Raw genomic sequence first — 17,843 nt, 5'->3', positions numbered from 1 at the left:
ATGTCCCACGCCGATACAAAACGCCTCTTGTGCGATGCAGCGAATGCCCGCAGCATGGAACTTGCATCACGCGGAGGGCTTTACCGTTCCGATGGGGAAACGACCGGCGTTCGACGAGATCATGGGGATGACGGGCGACGTGCCGCCGCGTCCCGCTCTGGCGGCTTTGGGCAAGTGGCTGGAGGATACGCCGGACGACGAACTGCGCCGGCGGCAGGAGGCGGCGGAGAACACGTTCCGTCAACTCGGCATCACCTTCGCGGTCTATGGCGATGCCGACACGCGCGAGCGGATCATTCCGTTCGACATCGTACCACGGGTGTTCCTGGCGGATGAATGGGCGCGGCTGTCCGAAGGGCTGGTGCAGCGTGTCGAGGCGATCAACGCGTTCCTCGACGACATTTATGGCGAACGCCGCATCCTGACGGAGGGGGTGCTGCCCGCGGACCTGATCCTCGGCAACCCGCAGTTCCGGCCGGAGATCGCCGGCATGCGGCCGCCGCACGGGATCTGGGCGCATATCTGCGGCATCGACCTGGTGCGCACCGGTCCCGACGAATTCTTCGTGCTCGAAGACAATGCCAGGACCCCCTCCGGCGTCAGCTACATGCTGGAAAATCGCGAGGCGATGGTCCGGCTGTGCCCCGAATTGTTCCGCGAATATCGTGTCGAGCCGGTCGACAGCTATCCCGATCGCCTGCTCGAAACGATGAAGTCGGTGGCGCCGCGCGGGCGTGGCGGCCAGCCGGTGTGCGTCGTGCTGACGCCGGGCCATTTCAATTCGGCCTATTACGAACACAGCTTCCTGGCCGATTCGATGGGGATCGAACTGGTCGAGGCCGCCGACCTGGTGGTGGACGACGACAAGGTATGGATGCGCACCATCGCCGGACGGGTGCAGGTGGACGTCATCTATCGCCGGGTCGACGACGATTACCTCGATCCGCTGGTGTTCCGCCCGGATTCGATGCTGGGTGTTCCCGGCCTGATCGCCGCTTATGCCGCCGGCAACGTCGCGATCATCAATGCGCCCGGCAACGGCATCGCCGACGACAAGGCGATCTATAGCTACATGCCCGAGATCGTCCGTTTCTATTCGGGGGGCGAGGCGAAGCTGCCGAACGTCGAGACGTGGCGTTGCCGCGAGCCGCAGGCGTTGCAATACGTGCTCGACAACCTCGATCAGGTCGTCGTCAAGCTGGTCGACGGATCGGGTGGCTATGGCATGCTGGTCGGGCCGACCGCGTCGCGGCAGGAGATCGAGGATTTCCGTCGCGCGCTGATCGCCGAGCCGCATCGCTATATCGCGCAACCGACGCTGGCGCTGTCCACCGTGCCGACGCTGGCCGACACGGGCCTCAGCCCGCGCCACGTCGATTTCCGCCCCTTCGTGCTGACCGGATCGAAGGGCGTGCAGGTCGTGCCGGGGGGGCTGACCCGCGTGGCGTTGAAGGAGGGTTCGCTCGTCGTCAATTCCAGCCAGGGCGGCGGAACCAAGGACAGTTTCGTGCTGATGGCCGATGGCCAGCGCCAGACCCAGACGCAGAGCATAGGCGGGATGACGCAGAGCCAGGGGTTCGGCGTATGATGCTGTCGCGCACCGGGTCCTCGCTATACTGGCTGGGACGCTACATCGAACGGGCGGATTTCTTCGCGCGGCTGATCGAGGCGACCGTCCGCCTCGACGTCATGTCGTCGCGGCCGGCGGGTGAGGTCGCGTGGTCCTCCGCGCTGGCGGTGACCGACACCGAAGCCGACTACGTCGCGCACGGCGGCGCGCTGACGCAATCGGAGGTGGTGCATTTCCTCACCCTCGACACCGGCCATCCCGGGTCGGTGATCCGCTGCCTGGACCGTGCCCGCAACAACGCCAAGGCGGTCCGCACCGCGCTGAGCCGTGAGGCGTGGACCGCGATCAACCGCGCCTGGCTGGTGTTCGAACGGCGCAATCAGGTCGGCGACACGACGCAGACGCTGAATCTGGTCGAGGCGGTGAAGAACGAGACGCGCGGATTCGAGGGCGCGGTGCACCAGATGCTGCGCAACCAGTCGCACTGGTTCATCCGGCTCGGCCAGGCGGTGGAGCGGGCGGACAACACCGCGCGGCTGCTGGATGTCAAATATCACATCCTGCTGCCGGCCGGCGAGACGGTCGGCGGTATCGTCGATCGTGATCAGTGGACGACGATCCTGCAGACGGTGTCGGCGGTGACTGCCTATCGCTGGCTGTATTCGGATGGGTTGACCCCGGCCAACGTCATCGACCTGCTGATCGCCAGTCGTGAATTGCCGCGCAGCCTGGTCGCGTCGGCCGAGATCACCGTCGATATCCTGGGGCTGCTGGCCGAACGTACCGGCAGCCATGGCGAGGCGGATCGGATGGCGCGGATGCGGGCCGCGCGGCTGGGCAAGACGCGATCGGGCGAGGTGATCGCCAGCGGGCTGCACCAATATCTGCAAGCGTTCATCCGCGAGAACGGCCAGTTGCACGAGGCGATCGGCCGTCAGTTCCGGTTTGGCGTCTGATGCGCCTGTCGATCGACCACCGCACCGTCTATCGGTTTAGCGAGCCGCAGAGCCGTCTGGTGCAGATGCTGCGGATGACGCCCGAAAACAGTCACGACCAGACCGTGGCGCGTTGGCGGATCGACGTGGACTGCGATGCGAAGATGCGACGCGGCCGCGATGGTTTCGGCAATGCGATCACGATGCTGTATTGCGAGGGGCCGATCGCCGATATCGAGATCGCGGTGCGGGGCGAAGTGCTGACCAGTCATTCCGATGGCGTCGTGCGCGGGGTGACCGAGGTGCTGCCGCCGGCGGTATACCTGCGCGCGACCGATGCCACGCCGCGCGATCCGGCGATCGCAGCCTTCGCCGCCGAGGTCGCGGCGGGCGCGAACGGCCCGATCGGTACGCTGCACCGGATGAATCGCGCATTCAACGCACGGTTCGGGGTGGATCGCGCTCGTCCGGAACCGGGCCTGAGCGCGGCCGACGCATTCGGACGACCCGTCGCGACGTCGCGCGACCTGGCGCAGATGTTCGTCGTCGCGGCGCGATCGCTGGACATCCCGGCGCGCTACGTATCCGGCTATAGCATCGTCGAGGGCTCGCTGCGGCCCACGCCGCATGGCTGGGCGGAGGCTCATGTCGACGGGCTCGGCTGGGTCGGCTTCGACCCGTGCACCGGTCGCTCGCCGCAGGAGGAGAGCGTGCGCGTTTCGGCGGCGCTGGATGCATCGGGGGCGGCGCCGGTCGCAGGATCGCGATTGGGCGAAGGCGAGGAGGAACTCGACGTGGCGGTGAAGGTGTCGGCGGCGCAATAGCCGCCAAACTAAACTTGCTTTCACAAGGCACCGCCATCGCGTCGGATCGTTGAGCGGGGGAAGCATCCTCCGACGCGAGTACCCCCATGACCGATATCAAAGCCCTTAATCCCGGCAACGGCGGCGAGACGCATCAGGCGACCGATGCCGACCATCCCGTCCTCACCACCAATCACGGCACGCCGATCGCGGACAATCAGAACCAGTTGAAGGCGGGGGCCCGCGGGCCCGTACTGATCGAGGATGAAATCTTCCGCGAGAAGATCAATCATTTCGATCATGAGCGTATTCCCGAGCGCATCGTCCACGCGCGCGGTTCTGCGGCACATGGCTATTTCGAATGCACCGAGAGCCTTGCCGACATCACGATCGCCGACCTGTTCCAGAAGAAGGGGCAGCGGACCGAAGTGTTCACGCGCTTTTCGACCGTGGCGGGTGGTGCCGGTTCGGTCGACACGCCGCGCGACGTACGCGGCTTTGCGGTGAAGTTCTATACGCGGCAGGGCAATTGGGATCTCGTCGGCAACAACATTCCGGTGTTCTTTATTCAGGATGCGATCAAGTTCCCCGACCTGATCCACGCGGCCAAGATGGAGGCGGACCGCGGTTATCCGCAGGCGGCAACGGCGCACGACACGTTCTGGGATTTCATCAGTCTGATGCCCGAATCGACCCACATGATCATGTGGGCGATGTCGGACCGCACGCTGCCGCGCACGTTCGCCAACATGGAGGGGTTCGGCGTCCACACGTTCCGGCTCATCAACAAGGAAGGCAAGAGCACCTTCGTCAAGTTCCACTGGAAGCCGAAAGCGGGCCTCGCCTCGACGATCTGGGACGAAACGGTGAAGATCGCCGGTGCCGATCCCGACTTCCAGCGTCGCAACCTGTTCGAGAGCATCGATCGCGGCGATTTCCCGACGTGGGAACTGGGCGTGCAGCTGTTCGACGAGGAGTTCGCCAACAGCCAGCCGTACGACGTGCTGGATGCGACCAAGATCATTCCGGAAGAAGTGTTGCCGGTGAAGATCGTCGGCCGGATGGTGCTCGACCGCTATCCCGACAATTTCTTCGCGGAAACTGAACAGGCAGCGTTCGTGCCGAGCCATGTCGTGCCGGGTATCGGCTTTTCCAACGATCCGCTGCTGCAGGGGCGCTTGTTCAGCTATACCGACACGCAGCTGTCGCGGCTGGGGTCGGTCAACTTCCACCAGCTCCCGATCAACAGCGCCAAGGGTCGCGCCGCCGCGGCGGGTTGTCCGTTCATGAACCAGCAGCGCGATGGCCACATGCAGATGGCGGTGCCCAAGGGACGCGCCAACTACGAGCCCAACAGCCTTGCCCAGACAGGCGAGGAAGCCGGCGCCCGCGAGGATCCGGAGGGCGGGTACAAGACGTTTCCGTCCGAGGAGCAGGGCCAGAAGCTGCGCATCCGGCCGGAAAGCTTTGCCGATCACTACAGCCAGGCGCGGTTGTTCTTCCGCTCGATGGACCCGGCGGAACAGGCGCATATCGCCTCGGCGCTGGTGTTCGAACTGTCCAAGGTCAGCCTCGAGCATATCCGTGTTGCGGTGATGGCGAACCTGCGCAACGTCGATGAATCGCTGGCGCAGCGGGTCGCCGACGGGCTGGCGATGGACTTGCCCGAAGCGTCGCCGACTGCCGCACCGGTGCTCGACATGGATGCCTCGCCGGCGCTGCGGATCATCCGCGGTCCGCTGGAGAAGCACACGCTCGAAGGCCGCACCGTCGGCATCCTGTTCGCCGACGGCACCGATGCGGGCGAGTTGAATGCGGTGAAGGAGGCGGTGAAGGCCGCCGGCGGTACCCCGCTGACGATCGCACCCAAGGTCGGCAAGGTACCGTTGTCGGACGGGTCATCGGTGGCCGCCGATGCGCAGTTGTTCGGCCAGCCGTCGGTGACGGTGGATGCCTGCGCGGTCATCCTGAGCGAAGCGGCGACTGCCAAGCTGGTGAAGGAGGGCGCGGCCGTCCAATGGGTGATGGACGCCTTCGGTCACCTGAAGGCCATCGGTGCCAACGCCGCAGCCAAGCCGTTGCTGGACAAGGCCGGGGTCGAGCCGGACGAGGGCGTGACCGACCTGAACGGGTTCGTCGAGGCGGCGAAGCGGCGCTATTGGGATCGCGAGCCGAAGGTACGAACGCTGGCATGATCGGGAGCGTCGTCCGGTTGCCGGCCGGATGACGCATCGCCGCCAGGGTTAACCGGATCATAAGCCGCCCCCGCTACCATCGGCAGCGTGGGGCGGTTTCGTATATCCTGTCTGGGCCATGGCCTGTTGGCGGCGGCATTGCTCGCCGCCTCGTCATGCGTGCCGCCCAACGGGGGCGCATCTCGCGTCGCCCAGGCGGTACCGGCGCCGACGCCGCGGCAGTTGCTGCGCGACTTGGCGCTCGACGTTCCGGGCGACCTGCCGGGACTATCCGGCCTGCCGGCGACGTTGCGGGCATCCGTCAGCGACTACGCGGCACCGGCATTTGCCAGCGCCGCGCCGCCATTCCTGGCGCAGATGCAGAGCCAGACCGATTCGGACCGCGCCACCGAATGTCTGACCGCGGCGGTGTATTACGAGGCACGGTCCGAAGCGGTCGACGGGCAGCGTGCGGTGGCACAGGTCGTGCTCAACCGGGTACGCGACCGCGCCTTTCCCCACAGCGTCTGCGGTGTGGTGTATCAGGGATCGAACCGCCGGACGGGTTGCCAATTCTCGTTCACCTGTGACGGATCGATGGCGCATCGTCGCGATCCCGGCGCATGGGATCGTGCCCGCGCCGTGGCGGCGGCAGCCCTGGCAGGAAGCGTCTATGCGCCCGTCGGTGGGGCGACCTTCTATCACACGAATGCGATCCTGCCGTGGTGGGCCTCCAGCCTGGCGCGGATAGGGTCGGTCGGTGCGCACATCTTCTATCGGTGGCGCGGTGCGATGGAGGGCGCATTGAGCTTCCGCGCGGCGTACGCGGGTGTCGAGCCGGGTGTCGTCGGGACGACGGGCGGCGATGCCGCCGCGCAGATCGCGGCGCTATATCGCGACAGCGGCACGGACAGCGGCGTCAACGTGCATCGCGGCAAGACATCGGCGATCGTGGCGAGCGCTGACGCTGCGCCAGCGACCGTGGTGCGTGCGGCACGGGTGACGATCGCGGGCGGCGTACGTGTCCATCTGGGCAGCGAAGCGCCGCGGATGATCGTCACCGACGGGGCGACGGTCGGCGAGGAAACCGATCCGATCTGATCGAGGGGCAGGATCAGGCGGCGGTGAGTGCGGCCTGCCGGATCGCCGATGCGGGCTTGGCATCGTCATCGTCGAACAATCGCCATCCGCTCGGCCCGAGCACTTCGAGCGGACGATAGCGGATCTTGTATGCCATCCGTGCCGACCCCTTCACCCAATAACCGAGATAGACGTAGCCGAGTCCGGCATCGCGCGCGCGGGCGATGTGATCCATGATGATGTAATTTCCCAGACCGGGCCGTCCGCCCGCCTCGTCGTCGTCCGGCGCGAAAAAGCTGTAGATCATCGACAGGCCGTCCGCCTGGCGATCGGTCAGACATGCGCCGACGAGTCGGCCGCGCTCGCCATTGGTCGATCGCGTGCGATATTCGAGGATCAGGGAATTGACGGGGGAATGTTCGACCATGTCGGCATAATCGTCCTCGTCCATGCCGGCCATGCCGCCGCCGGGGTGGCGTGCCGCGAGGTAGCGGCGGAGCAGCTGGAACTGCTCGTCCGTCGCCCATGGGCGACAGGCGGTGACGTCCAGATCGTCGTTGCGGCGCAGGAGCTTGCGCTGCGTGGCGTTGGGCGTGAATTCATGCGTCACGACGCGGACCGAGACGCAGGCCGTGCACCCGGCGCAGGAGGGGCGATACGCCACGCCCTGCGAGCGGCGGAAGCCGATGCGGCCGAGCGCATCGTTGAGCTCGGTCGCGTGCGGGCCGCTGAGTTCGGTGAACACCTTGCGTTCCTGGCGCCCGGGCAAATAGGGGCAGGGGGCGGGGGTGGTGACGAAGAAGCGCGGGAAACGAAAGGGCGCGGTCACCGCCAGCAAACCTCCGACAACAGGAACAGGGACATCCGCGACGCGGTATCTGCGACTTATGGATAAGCGGACGCGGTCTGAAAAGCGGGTTTCGGAGCAAAGAGCGTTAATGGGAACCGGATTGTGTTTCCCGGCGCGGTTTTGGCACCGAAAAGAGACAATGCTGCGCTGCGGGAACAACGTGGTGGAACGATCGTTTCGGCAGTCCAGTTAGAACGGAGCCGTGTATGTCCATGAAATTCGCAGGAACCTTTGCCGCACTCGCGATGACCGTCGCACCGATCGCGGCGACGCCGGCCTTCGCAGCGCCGGTTAATCCGGCAGCATCGCTGTCGGTTGCCAAGTCGGTGCGCGCCAGCACGCCATCGGCAAAGAAGAATAACCTCGCCGGTGGTGGCCTGCTGGCGGCGCTGATCGTTGCCGGTGTGGTCGCGGTCGGTGTGGTCGCGATCGTGCAGGACGACGATGCAGACAGCAATTAAGCTGTATTGATGTCGTATTCGACGGGGACCGCGCGGATGTGCGGTCCCCGTTTCGATTCACGCCTGTTCGACCATGCTGGTTTCGTAGCCACCATCGCGTAGCGCAGCGATCAGCCGGTTGAGATGATCGCGATCCCGCGCCTCGCATTCGATATCCGTCACCAGTCCCTTGGCGGGGAGGGAGGTGAAGATGCGTTGGTGGTAGATTTCGATGATGTTGACGCGTTGCTGGTCGAAGATGCGCGCGACGTTGAATAACGCGCCGGGTTGATCCTGCAGCCGCACGCGCAAGCGTGCCAGGCGCCCCGAACGGGCGAGATCGCGAAGCAGCACGTTGGCGAGCAGCCGCGTGTCGATATTGCCGCCGCACAAGACGATGCCGACGGTGCGCCCCCTGAATCGTTCGGGATAGGCCATCAACGCGGCGAGACCGGCGGCACCCGCACCCTCGACCACCGTCTTCTCGATCTGAAGCAGCAGGCTGACCGCTTCTTCGAGGTTGCGTTCGCCGACCAGCACGATGTCGTCGACCAGTTCGGCGACCATGCCGCTGGTGATGCCGCCCGGTTCCTTCACCGCGATGCCCTCGGCCAGCGTATCGCCGGCGCAGGGCAGGCTGGTGCCGCGAATGCGGTTGTACATCGAGGGGAACAGTTCGGCCTGCACGCCGATGATCTCGATCGGGTGATCCGCCGCGCGCGCAACAACGGCGGTACCGGAGATCAGGCCCCCGCCGCCGATCGGGATCAACAGCGTGTCGAGGTGCGGCACGTCCTCCAGCATCTCCACCGCCGCCGTGCCCTGTCCGGCGATGACGCGGGGATCGTCGAACGGGTGGACGAACGTATAGCCACATTCCGCCTCCAGCACGCGGGCGTGGGCGTAGGCGGCGTCGAACGTCTCGCCCTCGAGCACGACATTGGCCTTGTGCCCTTCGGTCTGCGTCACCTTCACCGTCGGCGTGGTGCGGGGCATGACGATCGTCGCCGGGATACCCAGGCGGTTGGCATGATAGGCCAGGCCCTGGGCATGGTTGCCCGCCGACGCCGCGATCACGCCCTTGGCGCGCGCCTCCGCCGACAATTGCAGCAAGGTGTTGAGCGCGCCGCGTTCCTTATAGGCCGCGGTGAACTGCAGATTCTCGAACTTGAGATACACCGTGGCGCCGGTCATATCGCTCAGCGTCTTGCTGATGAGCGTCGGCGTGCGCACGATCGCATCGCGAATGCGGGCATGGGCGGCGCGGACGTCGTCGATCGAGACGGGAAGGGCGGATGCCGAGGCGAGTTTGGTAGCCATCCGGAGCCGCTAGACCATCTGGTGCGACGGGGGAACACCGCTTATGCGGGTCATCATGGCAAGAACCGTTTCCACCACCGCCGGCCTCCTGTTGATGGCCGCGACGACGATGCTATCCGGCGCCGCATCGGCGGATGGGATCGTCGACAACGTCAACGGCATGACGCTGGACAAGGATGGCAGGGTTGCACGCTTTCAGGCGCTGCTGGTAACGCCGGACGGCAAGGTGTCCAAGCTGCTGTCCGCGAAGGACAAGCGTCCGGACAAGCTCGACTGGCGCGTGGACCTGAAGGGCAAGACGCTGCTGCCCGGCATGATCGATGCGCATGGCCATGTGATGGAACTCGGATTCCGTGCGCTTGAACTCGACCTGTCCGATACGAAGAGCCTGGCAGAAGCGCAGGCCAGGATCGCAGACTATGCCCGGGCGAACCCCGACAAATCGTGGATCATCGGCGGCGGCTGGAACCAGGAAGCCTGGGATTTGGGCCGTTTCCCGACCACGGCGGACCTTGATTCGGCGGTCGCCGATCGCCCGGTCTGGCTGGCGCGGGCGGACGGCCATGCGAGTTGGGGCAACAGCGCCGCCCTGAAAGCGGCAGCCGTCACCGCAAAGAGCGTATCACCCCCCGGCGGACGTATCGAAAAGGGTGCGGGCGGCCAGCCGGCGGGCGTCTTCGTCGATGCGGCGCAGGGACTGGTTGGCAAGGTCGTGCCACAGCCGTTGGGCAAGGATCGCAACGCCGCCTTCCTCAAGGCGCAGTCTATCCTGTTGAGCTATGGCGTCACCGCAACGGCCGACATGGGCACGAGCATCGACGACTGGCTCACCTATCGCCGCATCGGCGATGCGGGCGGGCTGCGCATGCGGATCATGAGCTATGGTGCGGGCGTCGATACCACGGTGCAGATCGGCGCGGTCGGGCCAAGCCCATGGCTGTACGGCGACCGGCTGAAACTGGTCGGCGTCAAGCTGTACGCGGATGGAGCGCTGGGGTCGCGCGGTGCCTGGTTGAAGGCGCCTTATGCCGATGCGCCGGGTCAATCGGGTGCGGGCTTCATGAACGACACCGTGATGCGCAACCTGATGAGCCGGGCGGCGATGGATGGTTATCAGGTCGCCGTGCATGCGATCGGCGACCGGGCCAATGCGGAAGCGCTCGATTCGATCGAGGAAATGGCGCAGACCTACAAGGGCGACCGACGCTGGCGGATCGAACATGCGCAGATCGTCGATCCCATCGACCTGCCGCGGTTCGGCAGATATGGCACGATCGCATCGATGCAGCCGACGCATGAGACGAGCGACCGGACGATGGCCGAGGCACGGCTGGGACCGCAGCGGCTGACCGGGGCATACGCCTGGGCATCGATGCTGAAGAACGGCTCGAAGCTCGCGTTCGGATCGGATTATCCGGTCGAGCGTCCCGATCCCTGGGCCGGGTGGGCGGCGGCGTTCACCCGCCAGGATGCGGAAGGGCAGCCGTTCGGCGGCTGGCATCCGGAAGAGGCGATCACCCGCGAACAGGCGTGGTGGGCGTTTACCGGCGGCGCGGCCTATGCCGGGTTTGCCGAGGACCGGATCGGCCGGCTGGCGCCGGGGCTGCGCGCAGACTTCATCGTCGTCGATCGCGATCCGCTGCTCGCGTCGCCGACCGAACTGCGGGCGACGAAGGTTCAGGAGACGTGGGTCGGCGGCGAGAAGGTGTGGGAGCGGAAATAACCGTCCACTGGTGACAGATGGCCGGCGGATATCCTTGGCTTCAGCGCCGTGGCGGGGCAGCTTCGTCGCGGCGCAGCGTCAGGACCTCGACGCCGTCGCTGGTGACCGCCACCGTGTGTTCGAACTGCGCGGACAGCTTGCCGTCATCGGTGACGACCGTCCAGCCGTCGTCCTCGGTCGAAACCTTGCGCGTGCCCTGGTTGATCATCGGTTCGATGGTGAAAACCATGCCTTCGCGCAAACGGCCGCCGGAGCCCGGCTTGCCGAAGTGCAGGACCTGCGGCTCCTCGTGCATGTCGCGGCCGATGCCGTGGCCGCAATAGTCCCGTACGACGGAATAGCCGTTCTTCCTGGCGTGGCGCTCGATCGCCGCGCCGATGTCGCCAAGGTGCGCACCCGGCCGCACCTGACGAATGCCGTGCCACATCGCTTCCTGTGCGACGCGGACGAGGCGGCGGGCGGCGGCGGGCGCGTCGCCGACGACGTAGGTCTTGCTGGAATCGGCGATGAAGCCGTTCTTTTCGAGCGTGATGTCGAGGTTGACGATATCGCCGTCGCGGATCACCTGCGCGGCGTCCGGCACGCCATGGCAGACGACGTGGTTGATCGAGCAGTTGAGGACATAGGCAAAGCCGTATTGGCCCTTGCTGGCTGGGCGCGCGACGAGATCGACGGTGATGAACCGGTCGACGAGATCGTTGACCTGCAGGGTCGACATGCCGGCGAGCGGCTGTTCGTCGAGCATTTCGAATACGGATGCGAGCAGGCGTCCGGATTGCCGCATGAGCGCCAGTTCTTCGGCGGTCTTCACCATGTCAGGCCGCGGCCTGCTGCGGATCGCGGTGCTGCGCCGCGGCCAGCCGCATCTGGACGATCTGGTTGAAGGAGAGCGTCGGGTTGGCTTCGGCGAGCATGCCGACGGTCATCCAGAATTCGGCCTGCGCGTTGATCGAACGGCACATGACGGCGCTGGCGCGACGGGCTTCCCCGTGCAGCAAGTCGTCGATCTTCACCAAGCCCATGCCGTATCCGCTCCTTAAGGTCGATACGGAGTGTATACGTTTCGTATCGCCTGCCCGTCAACGTCCAGTGACCGAACGAGAAGGGCCGCGACACCCCCCGGATGCCGCGGCCCTTATTTTCGGGAAAAATCCGGTCGGATCAGGCGACTGCGGTTACTTCCTCAGGTTCCCTCAGCACATAGCCGCGGCCCCATACGGTTTCGATATAGTTTTCACCTTCGCAGGCGAGACTGAGTTTCTTGCGCAATTTGCAGATGAACACGTCGATGATCTTCAGTTCGGGCTCGTCCATCCCGCCGTAGAGATGGTTGAGGAACATCTCCTTGGTGAGCGTGGTGCCCTTGCGGAGCGAGAGCAGCTCCAGCATCGCATATTCCTTGCCGGTCAGATGGACGCGGCTGCCGTCGACCTCGACCGTCTTGGCATCGAGATTGACCGCCAGCTTGCCGGTGCGGATGACCGACTGGCTATGCCCCTTCGACCGGCGGACGACGGCGTGGATGCGCGCGATCAGTTCTTCGCGATGGAACGGCTTGGTGACATAGTCGTCGGCGCCGAAGCCGAAGCTGCGCACCTTCGAATCCATTTCGTTGACGCCCGACAGGATCAATACCGGCGTCGAGACGCGGGCGACGCGCAGCTTTTTCAGCACGTCGTAGCCATGCATGTCCGGCAGATTGAGATCGAGTAGGATGATGTCGTAATCGTAGAGCTTGCCGAGATCGAGGCCCTCTTCGCCAAGGTCGGTGGTGTAGCAATTGAATCCTTCGGTGCCGAGCATCAGCTCGATCGCCTTGGCCGTGGTCGGCTCGTCCTCGATCAACAACACCCGCATCGCGCAGTCCCCTGTTGGCGAGACCGTCAGCACCCCTGCTCCGGCCGGCCCAGATTCATTAACCAAAGAACATCTGAAGGCAAAAGGTTAATTTGCATTTAATCGAGCGTTTCCGGCGGGTCGGTGCCGTCGAATCGGGCATCGGGATCGTGCGGGGTCAGATCGGGGCCGAGCAGCGTCTGGTGGCGGCTGCGCGGGATATCCTCGCCCAGCACCTCGCGCAGGTAGAGGCTGCGCACCAGTGTGAAGATCACCACGAGCAGCGCGGCGGAGAAGAACAGGCCGAAGATGCCGAAGATCACGCCGATGCCGATGATCGCGAACACGGTGATCGCGGGCGGGATCGAGATGACGCGCGCCTGCACGTAGGGCGTGATGAAGTTGGTCTGGATCAACCGTACGACTGCATAGGTGACGAGCGAGCCGATCAGCGGCCCGGTCCCTTGCGTGGCGGCGAGGCCGAGCGCCGGGATCATCGCGGCGGTCGGACCGATATAGGGGATGAATTCCGACAGGCCGGCAAGCAGGCCAAGCGCGGCGGCGGACGGTACGCCCGATATCCACAGGCCGATGCCGATCAGCACGCCCATGCTGGTCATCAGGATCAGCGACGAGCGCAGCCACAGGCGCAGCGTCGAGCCGACGTCGAACAGCGCATCTTCGATCGCGGGTCGCTTGGTCGGCGGGATCAGGAACAGGAAGCCGCGCTGGTAGATGCCCGGATCGGCGGCGAAGAAGGCGGCGCCGACGAGCAGCAGCAACGTGTTGAGCAGCAATTCGCCCGCACCGGTGACGAGGCCGCCGACGTCCTGCGCCACCTTGGACCCGGCATAGGCCTGTTGAACCGCATCGACGATCTTCGCACCGACCGGGCTTTGCGAGGCCCAGGCGGCGAGCTGGTCGAGCAGCGTAGGCAGCTGGGTGACGAGAACGTTGACCTGTTCGCGGAACTGCACGCCGAACAGCCAGACGAGGAAGCCGACGACGCCGAAGGCGGTCGCCATGCCGCAACCGAGCGATGCCTTTTCCGGCACGCGCAGATGATCGCGATACACATCGGCGAGCGCGTGAATGGCGATGGCGCCGAGCATCGAGCCGAAGGCGAGGATGAGGAGATCGCCCGCCCGCAGCAGCGCCGCAGCCACCGCGGCGATGACGAGGATGTAGAGGATGCGGCGGATGAAGCGCGCATCGTCGGCGTCGGGGGACAGGCGGTTCATCGCGTGACCGTCGGCTGGATCGGGAGGCGCTTCGTTTCCTTCCCACCGTCACCCCGGACCCGTTCCGGAGTCCAGTGCGCGGCCGGGCGTGCGGATAGAGCCTCTTGCCGTTTCCCTTGCGGCACGGCGGACCCCGGAACCGATACGGGGTGACGGTGTAGGCCTGGCGAGGAGGGTCTGCCCGAATAGCTCAACCCGTTGCGCCTTCGCGACCCAGCGCGGCGCCGATCTCGGCAGCGGCGGTGCGGAGCAGCGGAACGAGCTGCTGCATGCGCTCCGCATCGAGATAGGGGGCGGCGGCGGCGACGTTGATCGCCGCGACAATACCGCCCGACGCGTCGCGAACCGGGGCCGCGACCGAGTGGATGTGATCGGGGGCGGGGCCGCACTGCAGCACGGCTCCGCGGGCGACGGCGGCCTTCATTTCGGCAAGCCAGTCGGGGCGGCGGTGAGCCGGATCGACCCGGCCGAACAGGCGACGCCACGAACCTTCGCTGTCGTCGAGCAGCAACGCCTTGCCCAGGCCGGTTTCCCCCAAGCGACGGCGGGTGCCGGGCTGGGTGGTGACGGCGACGCGTTCGCGACCGGGGACGCGGAGCATGTGGACCGATTCGTCGCCTTCGCGCCGGCCCATGAACGCGCTCATGCCGCTTTCCTGCGCCAGCCATTCGAGCTGGGGGCGGGCGAGCGCGACGAGGTCGGTCTGGTCCTGCACCAGATGGCGGAGGCGGAGCAGCTGGCGACCACCGCGCACCTGGTTGTTCGGGCCCATCGCCAGGAAGCCGCGGGCTGCCAGCGAGCCGACGAGACGATAGGCGATGGCGCGCGACAGGCCGCTGCGTTCGGCGAGCTGGATGACGGTCGCGGGGTCCTGCACGGCGAGTTCGAGCAGGTCGAGCCCGCGATCGAGCGTCTGCGTGCCGGCCTTGGCAGCGCGGCCCTCCTCGGGCGCATCGTCGGCGGCGGCCCGCGCGGTGGCGGTGGTGGTCACTTCACGGTCTCTCCCAGACGGCCGCTCCGCGTTGCCCGAATCGGCCGCCGCTGCAACCGATATCGTAGATCGAGGCGGAACGGCAGACGTCAGGCGACGCGGATCACGTGAAGGAAGCGGGGGCCGTGCGCACCGCGGACGTAGGTGCCCTCGATATCCGTGGTGCCCGATACGCCGGTGACCCAGTAATGCGCGCGCGGGTGGGTGCCGGCGAGCATCGCATCCTCTAGGTACGGCACGACCACCGGCACGACCACGATATGGTGGAGCGCCAGGAAGTTGGGCAGCATCGGCGCCGTTGCCGCGGTTTCGAAGACGAGGCTGCCGGTTTCGGCGACGCCGCAGCGGGCGAAGGCGAGTGCGACCGGTTCGTCGGGGGCGGCGGTGTCGTGCAGGGAAAAACCGGTCCAGTCGCACGTTGCCAGACGCGGATCGGGCGGCACGCAGAGCGTCTTGGCCAGGCCGTGATCGACGCAGTAGCGGGCGATGGCGGCGGGCAGGTCGGCGAGTGTCGCGATCCGGTCGGCGGTGGCGGCGACGCTGGGCAGCGTGAGGCGGGCGAGGAACGTATCCTCCAGCGCGGCGGGGTCGACCGGCGGACGTTCGGGGGCGATCAGCAGCGCGCCCGCGTCGCGGTCGATCGCGGCGGGCAGGGCGGTGCCGGTCAGGCGGGCGAGGATCGCGGCGCGGGCGGTCATGGGCGGGGACCCTTGCCAAGCTTCTTCTTGTACTGCGCCATGAAGCTATCCGCCGGGGGGCGTGGCATGTCGCGATAGCGGGTCCAGCCGCCCGCCAGCGGCAGCGTCGACAGCCAGCCGCTACGCCCCATCAGGCGCATTGATGCAAGCGCCGTGGCGGTGGCGGCGCGGTACAGGCGGGGGCGGCGGGCGAACCATGCCCACAGCGCGAGGCCGGAGCGGAGCGAGGCGGGCTCCAGCCCCTCACGCCAGCTTTTTTCGCGCCAGCCGCGCAGCAGCGTCGGCAGCGGAATGCGAACCGGACACACCTCCTGACATTTACCGTTCAAGGTGCAGGCGTTGGGCAGGTCGCGCGACTGTTTCAGACCGTCGAACGCGGGGGTGAGCACCGCGCCCATCGGACCGGGATAGGTACCGCCATAGGCGTGGCCGCCGATCTGCCGGAACACGACGCAATGGTTCATGCACGCGCCGCAGCGGATGCAGCGGAGCATTTCGGCAAGCCCCTCCTCACGCATCGTCGTGCGGCCGTTGTCGACGAGGACGATGTGCATCTCTTCGGGACCATCGCGGTCGCCGGGCCGCTTCGGGCCGGTGTAGAACGTCGTGTACTGGCTGAGCGGCGCGCCGGTCGCCGAGCGCGAGAGCATGCGCAGCATGTGAACGGCATGGCCGGTCGAGGGAACGATCTTTTCGATGCCGGCGGTGACGATGTGCATCCGCGGCGGCACCAGCGACAGTTCGGCATTGCCTTCGTTGGTGACGGTGCACACCGCGCCGGTGTCGGCGACGAGGAAGTTCGCGCCGGAGATGCCGACATCGGCGGCGAGCATCCCTTCGCGCAGATGGCGACGGGCGCTTTCCGCCATCGCCGCGATCGTTTCCTCTTCGTGCGGGTTGCGGTGGCTGGTCCGGAACAGCGCCGACACCTGTTCGCGCGTCTTGTGCATCGCCGGCCAGATGATGTGCGACGGACGTTCGCCGCTCAACTGGATGATGTGTTCGGCAAGATCGGTTTCGATACGGGTGATGCCGGCCTCGGCAAGGGCATGGGGCAGGCCGATTTCTTCGCCGAGCATCGATTTGGAGCGGGCGACGCTTTTCGCATCCGCCTGTTTGCAGAGGCGGATGACGATGTCGCAGGCCTCCTGCGCGGTGCGCGCCCAATGGACGTGCGCGCCGGCGGCGGTGGCGTTCGCCTCGAACCGTTCGAGGTAGAAGCCGAGGTTGGCGACGACGTGATCCTTGATCGCGGCGGCGCGATCGCGGGCGGCGTCGAAATCCGGAAAGGCGTCGACCGCGAGCGTGCGCTTCGCCTCGGCGGTGCCGGCAGTGCGTTCGACCGCAAGCTTGAGGTTGCGATCGGCGAGCGCGGCATCGACGCGGGCGCCGAAGCTGTCGGATACGGTGGGGTTCACGCGTCTTCCCCGATCGCGGGGCCGTCACCCATGCCGGCGACCAGCTCGATCGCGTGGAAGGCGCGGACGGGCGAGCCGTCGCGGTGCAATTTGCCCGCCATGTTCATCAGGCAGCCGAGGTCACCGGCGAGCAGCAGGTCGGCGCCGGTGGCATCGATCGCCGCCGCCTTTTCACCGACGATGGCGTTGGAGATGGCGGGATATTTGACGCAGAAGGTGCCGCCGAACCCGCAGCAGGTTTCGGCGCCGTCGAGCGGCCGCAGGGCAAGGCCATCGACCGCGGCGAGCAGGCGGCGCGGCTGGCGCTTGATCCCGAGTTCGCGCAGCCCCGAACAACTATCGTGATAGGTGGCGGTGGCGGGCAGGGCGACGCCATCGGGTTTCCAGCCGCGCACCTCGTCGAGATAGGCCATGATCTCATACGTCCTGGCCGCCAGCGCCGCCGCGCGGGGACCCCAGCTGGCATCGTGTTCGAGGATTTCGGGATAATGGACGCGGATCGTCGCGGCGCAGCTGCCCGACGGGATCACGACATGGTCATAGGGTTCGAGCGCGGCGATGGTGCGGCGGGCGAGATCTTCGGCGGTCTTGCGATCGCCGGAATTGAGCGCCGGTTGGCCGCAGCAGGTCTGCGCCTCCGGCACGATCACCTCGCACCCGGCGGCTTCGAGTGCGGCGATCGAGGCGAAGCCGATCCGCGGGCGGATCAGGTCGACGAGGCAGGTGACGAACAGGGCGACGCGGGGTCTGGTCATGGTGTCACG

Annotated in this window: 17 protein-coding genes; 7 read left to right on the top strand and 10 right to left on the bottom strand. The window is 66.4% G+C overall.

Annotated elements, in window-relative coordinates; translation table 11 throughout:
- Positions 1-91 precede the first annotated feature (91 nt).
- The 5 genes from GTH33_RS16140 to GTH33_RS16120 all read left to right on the top strand — a co-directional run bounded on the left by GTH33_RS16140 (position 92) and on the right by GTH33_RS16120 (position 6,583).
- Positions 92-1,588: a circularly permuted type 2 ATP-grasp protein gene (locus GTH33_RS16140; protein ID WP_163959273.1), complete on the top strand. Its 1,497-nt coding sequence runs from the start codon at positions 92-94 to the stop codon at positions 1,586-1,588.
- On the top strand, positions 1,588-2,526 hold the full coding sequence (locus GTH33_RS16135; RefSeq protein WP_208403927.1) for an alpha-E domain-containing protein: 939 nt from the start codon (positions 1,588-1,590) through the stop codon (positions 2,524-2,526). The genes GTH33_RS16140 and GTH33_RS16135 overlap by 1 nt, the downstream gene beginning before the upstream one ends.
- A complete protein-coding gene (locus GTH33_RS16130; RefSeq protein ID WP_163959271.1) occupies positions 2,526-3,329 on the top strand; it encodes a transglutaminase family protein in 804 nt (267 codons plus the stop codon). Before GTH33_RS16135 ends, GTH33_RS16130 begins: the two co-directional genes overlap by 1 nt.
- An 86-nt stretch (positions 3,330-3,415) precedes the next feature.
- Positions 3,416-5,503, top strand: a complete 2,088-nt coding sequence (locus GTH33_RS16125; protein ID WP_163959270.1) for a catalase — start codon at positions 3,416-3,418, stop codon at positions 5,501-5,503.
- An 87-nt stretch (positions 5,504-5,590) separates the two neighbouring features.
- Complete coding sequence (locus GTH33_RS16120) at positions 5,591-6,583, top strand: cell wall hydrolase (protein WP_249054921.1); 993 nt, start codon at positions 5,591-5,593, stop codon at positions 6,581-6,583.
- 13 nt (positions 6,584-6,596) lie between these two features.
- Here GTH33_RS16120 and GTH33_RS16115 read toward each other — a convergent pair whose 3' ends face one another.
- A complete protein-coding gene (locus GTH33_RS16115; protein ID WP_163959269.1) occupies positions 6,597-7,391 on the bottom strand; it encodes an arginyltransferase in 795 nt (264 codons plus the stop codon).
- Between the two features lie 233 nt (positions 7,392-7,624).
- Here GTH33_RS16115 and GTH33_RS16110 point away from each other — a divergent pair, with 233 nt between their 5' ends.
- On the top strand, positions 7,625-7,873 hold the full coding sequence (locus tag GTH33_RS16110; protein ID WP_163959268.1) for a hypothetical protein: 249 nt from the start codon (positions 7,625-7,627) through the stop codon (positions 7,871-7,873).
- A 57-nt stretch (positions 7,874-7,930) separates the two neighbouring features.
- Here the strand turns inward: GTH33_RS16110 and GTH33_RS16105 are convergent, their stop codons facing one another.
- The gene (locus GTH33_RS16105) at positions 7,931-9,172 is read right to left on the bottom strand and encodes a threonine ammonia-lyase (protein ID WP_163959267.1); all 1,242 of its coding nucleotides are present in this window, start codon (positions 9,170-9,172) and stop codon (positions 7,931-7,933) included.
- 55 nt (positions 9,173-9,227) lie between these two features.
- Between GTH33_RS16105 and GTH33_RS16100 the strand changes: the two genes are divergently transcribed.
- Positions 9,228-10,895 carry an amidohydrolase gene (locus GTH33_RS16100; RefSeq protein WP_163959266.1) on the top strand — a complete coding sequence of 556 codons (1,668 nt, stop codon included), beginning with the start codon at positions 9,228-9,230 and terminating at the stop codon, positions 10,893-10,895.
- Positions 10,896-10,935: 40 nt separating this feature from the next.
- Here the strand turns inward: GTH33_RS16100 and map are convergent, their stop codons facing one another.
- From map to GTH33_RS16060, 8 genes are all read right to left on the bottom strand, one after another.
- The gene (gene map, locus GTH33_RS16095) at positions 10,936-11,709 is read right to left on the bottom strand and encodes a type I methionyl aminopeptidase (RefSeq protein ID WP_163959265.1); all 774 of its coding nucleotides are present in this window, start codon (positions 11,707-11,709) and stop codon (positions 10,936-10,938) included.
- Position 11,710: 1 nt separating this feature from the next.
- Entirely contained in the window at positions 11,711-11,917 is a 207-nt protein-coding gene (locus tag GTH33_RS16090; RefSeq protein ID WP_163959264.1) for a ParD-like family protein, read from the bottom strand.
- Positions 11,918-12,056: 139 nt separating this feature from the next.
- Positions 12,057-12,752, bottom strand: a complete 696-nt coding sequence (ctrA, locus tag GTH33_RS16085; RefSeq protein WP_163959263.1) for a response regulator transcription factor CtrA — start codon at positions 12,750-12,752, stop codon at positions 12,057-12,059.
- A 98-nt stretch (positions 12,753-12,850) separates the two neighbouring features.
- Positions 12,851-13,972, bottom strand: a complete 1,122-nt coding sequence (locus tag GTH33_RS16080; protein ID WP_163959262.1) for an AI-2E family transporter — start codon at positions 13,970-13,972, stop codon at positions 12,851-12,853.
- Positions 13,973-14,162: 190 nt separating this feature from the next.
- Positions 14,163-14,963, bottom strand: a complete 801-nt coding sequence (locus tag GTH33_RS16075; protein ID WP_163959261.1) for an IclR family transcriptional regulator — start codon at positions 14,961-14,963, stop codon at positions 14,163-14,165.
- An 89-nt stretch (positions 14,964-15,052) separates the two neighbouring features.
- Positions 15,053-15,661, bottom strand: a complete 609-nt coding sequence (locus tag GTH33_RS16070) for a LutC/YkgG family protein (RefSeq protein ID WP_163959260.1) — start codon at positions 15,659-15,661, stop codon at positions 15,053-15,055.
- Complete coding sequence (locus tag GTH33_RS16065) at positions 15,658-17,079, bottom strand: lactate utilization protein B (RefSeq protein WP_163959259.1); 1,422 nt, start codon at positions 17,077-17,079, stop codon at positions 15,658-15,660. The genes GTH33_RS16070 and GTH33_RS16065 overlap by 4 nt, the downstream gene beginning before the upstream one ends.
- Positions 17,076-17,834: a (Fe-S)-binding protein gene (locus GTH33_RS16060; protein ID WP_163959258.1), complete on the bottom strand. Its 759-nt coding sequence runs from the start codon at positions 17,832-17,834 to the stop codon at positions 17,076-17,078. The genes GTH33_RS16065 and GTH33_RS16060 overlap by 4 nt, the downstream gene beginning before the upstream one ends.
- Positions 17,835-17,843: the final 9 nt, after the last annotated feature.

It is taken from the genome of Sphingomonas insulae (assembly GCF_010450875.1).
GTDB lineage: Bacteria > Pseudomonadota > Alphaproteobacteria > Sphingomonadales > Sphingomonadaceae > Sphingomonas > Sphingomonas insulae.
The sequence above is the reverse complement of the archived record's forward strand: the minus strand, read 5'-3'. Positions and strand labels throughout refer to the sequence as shown.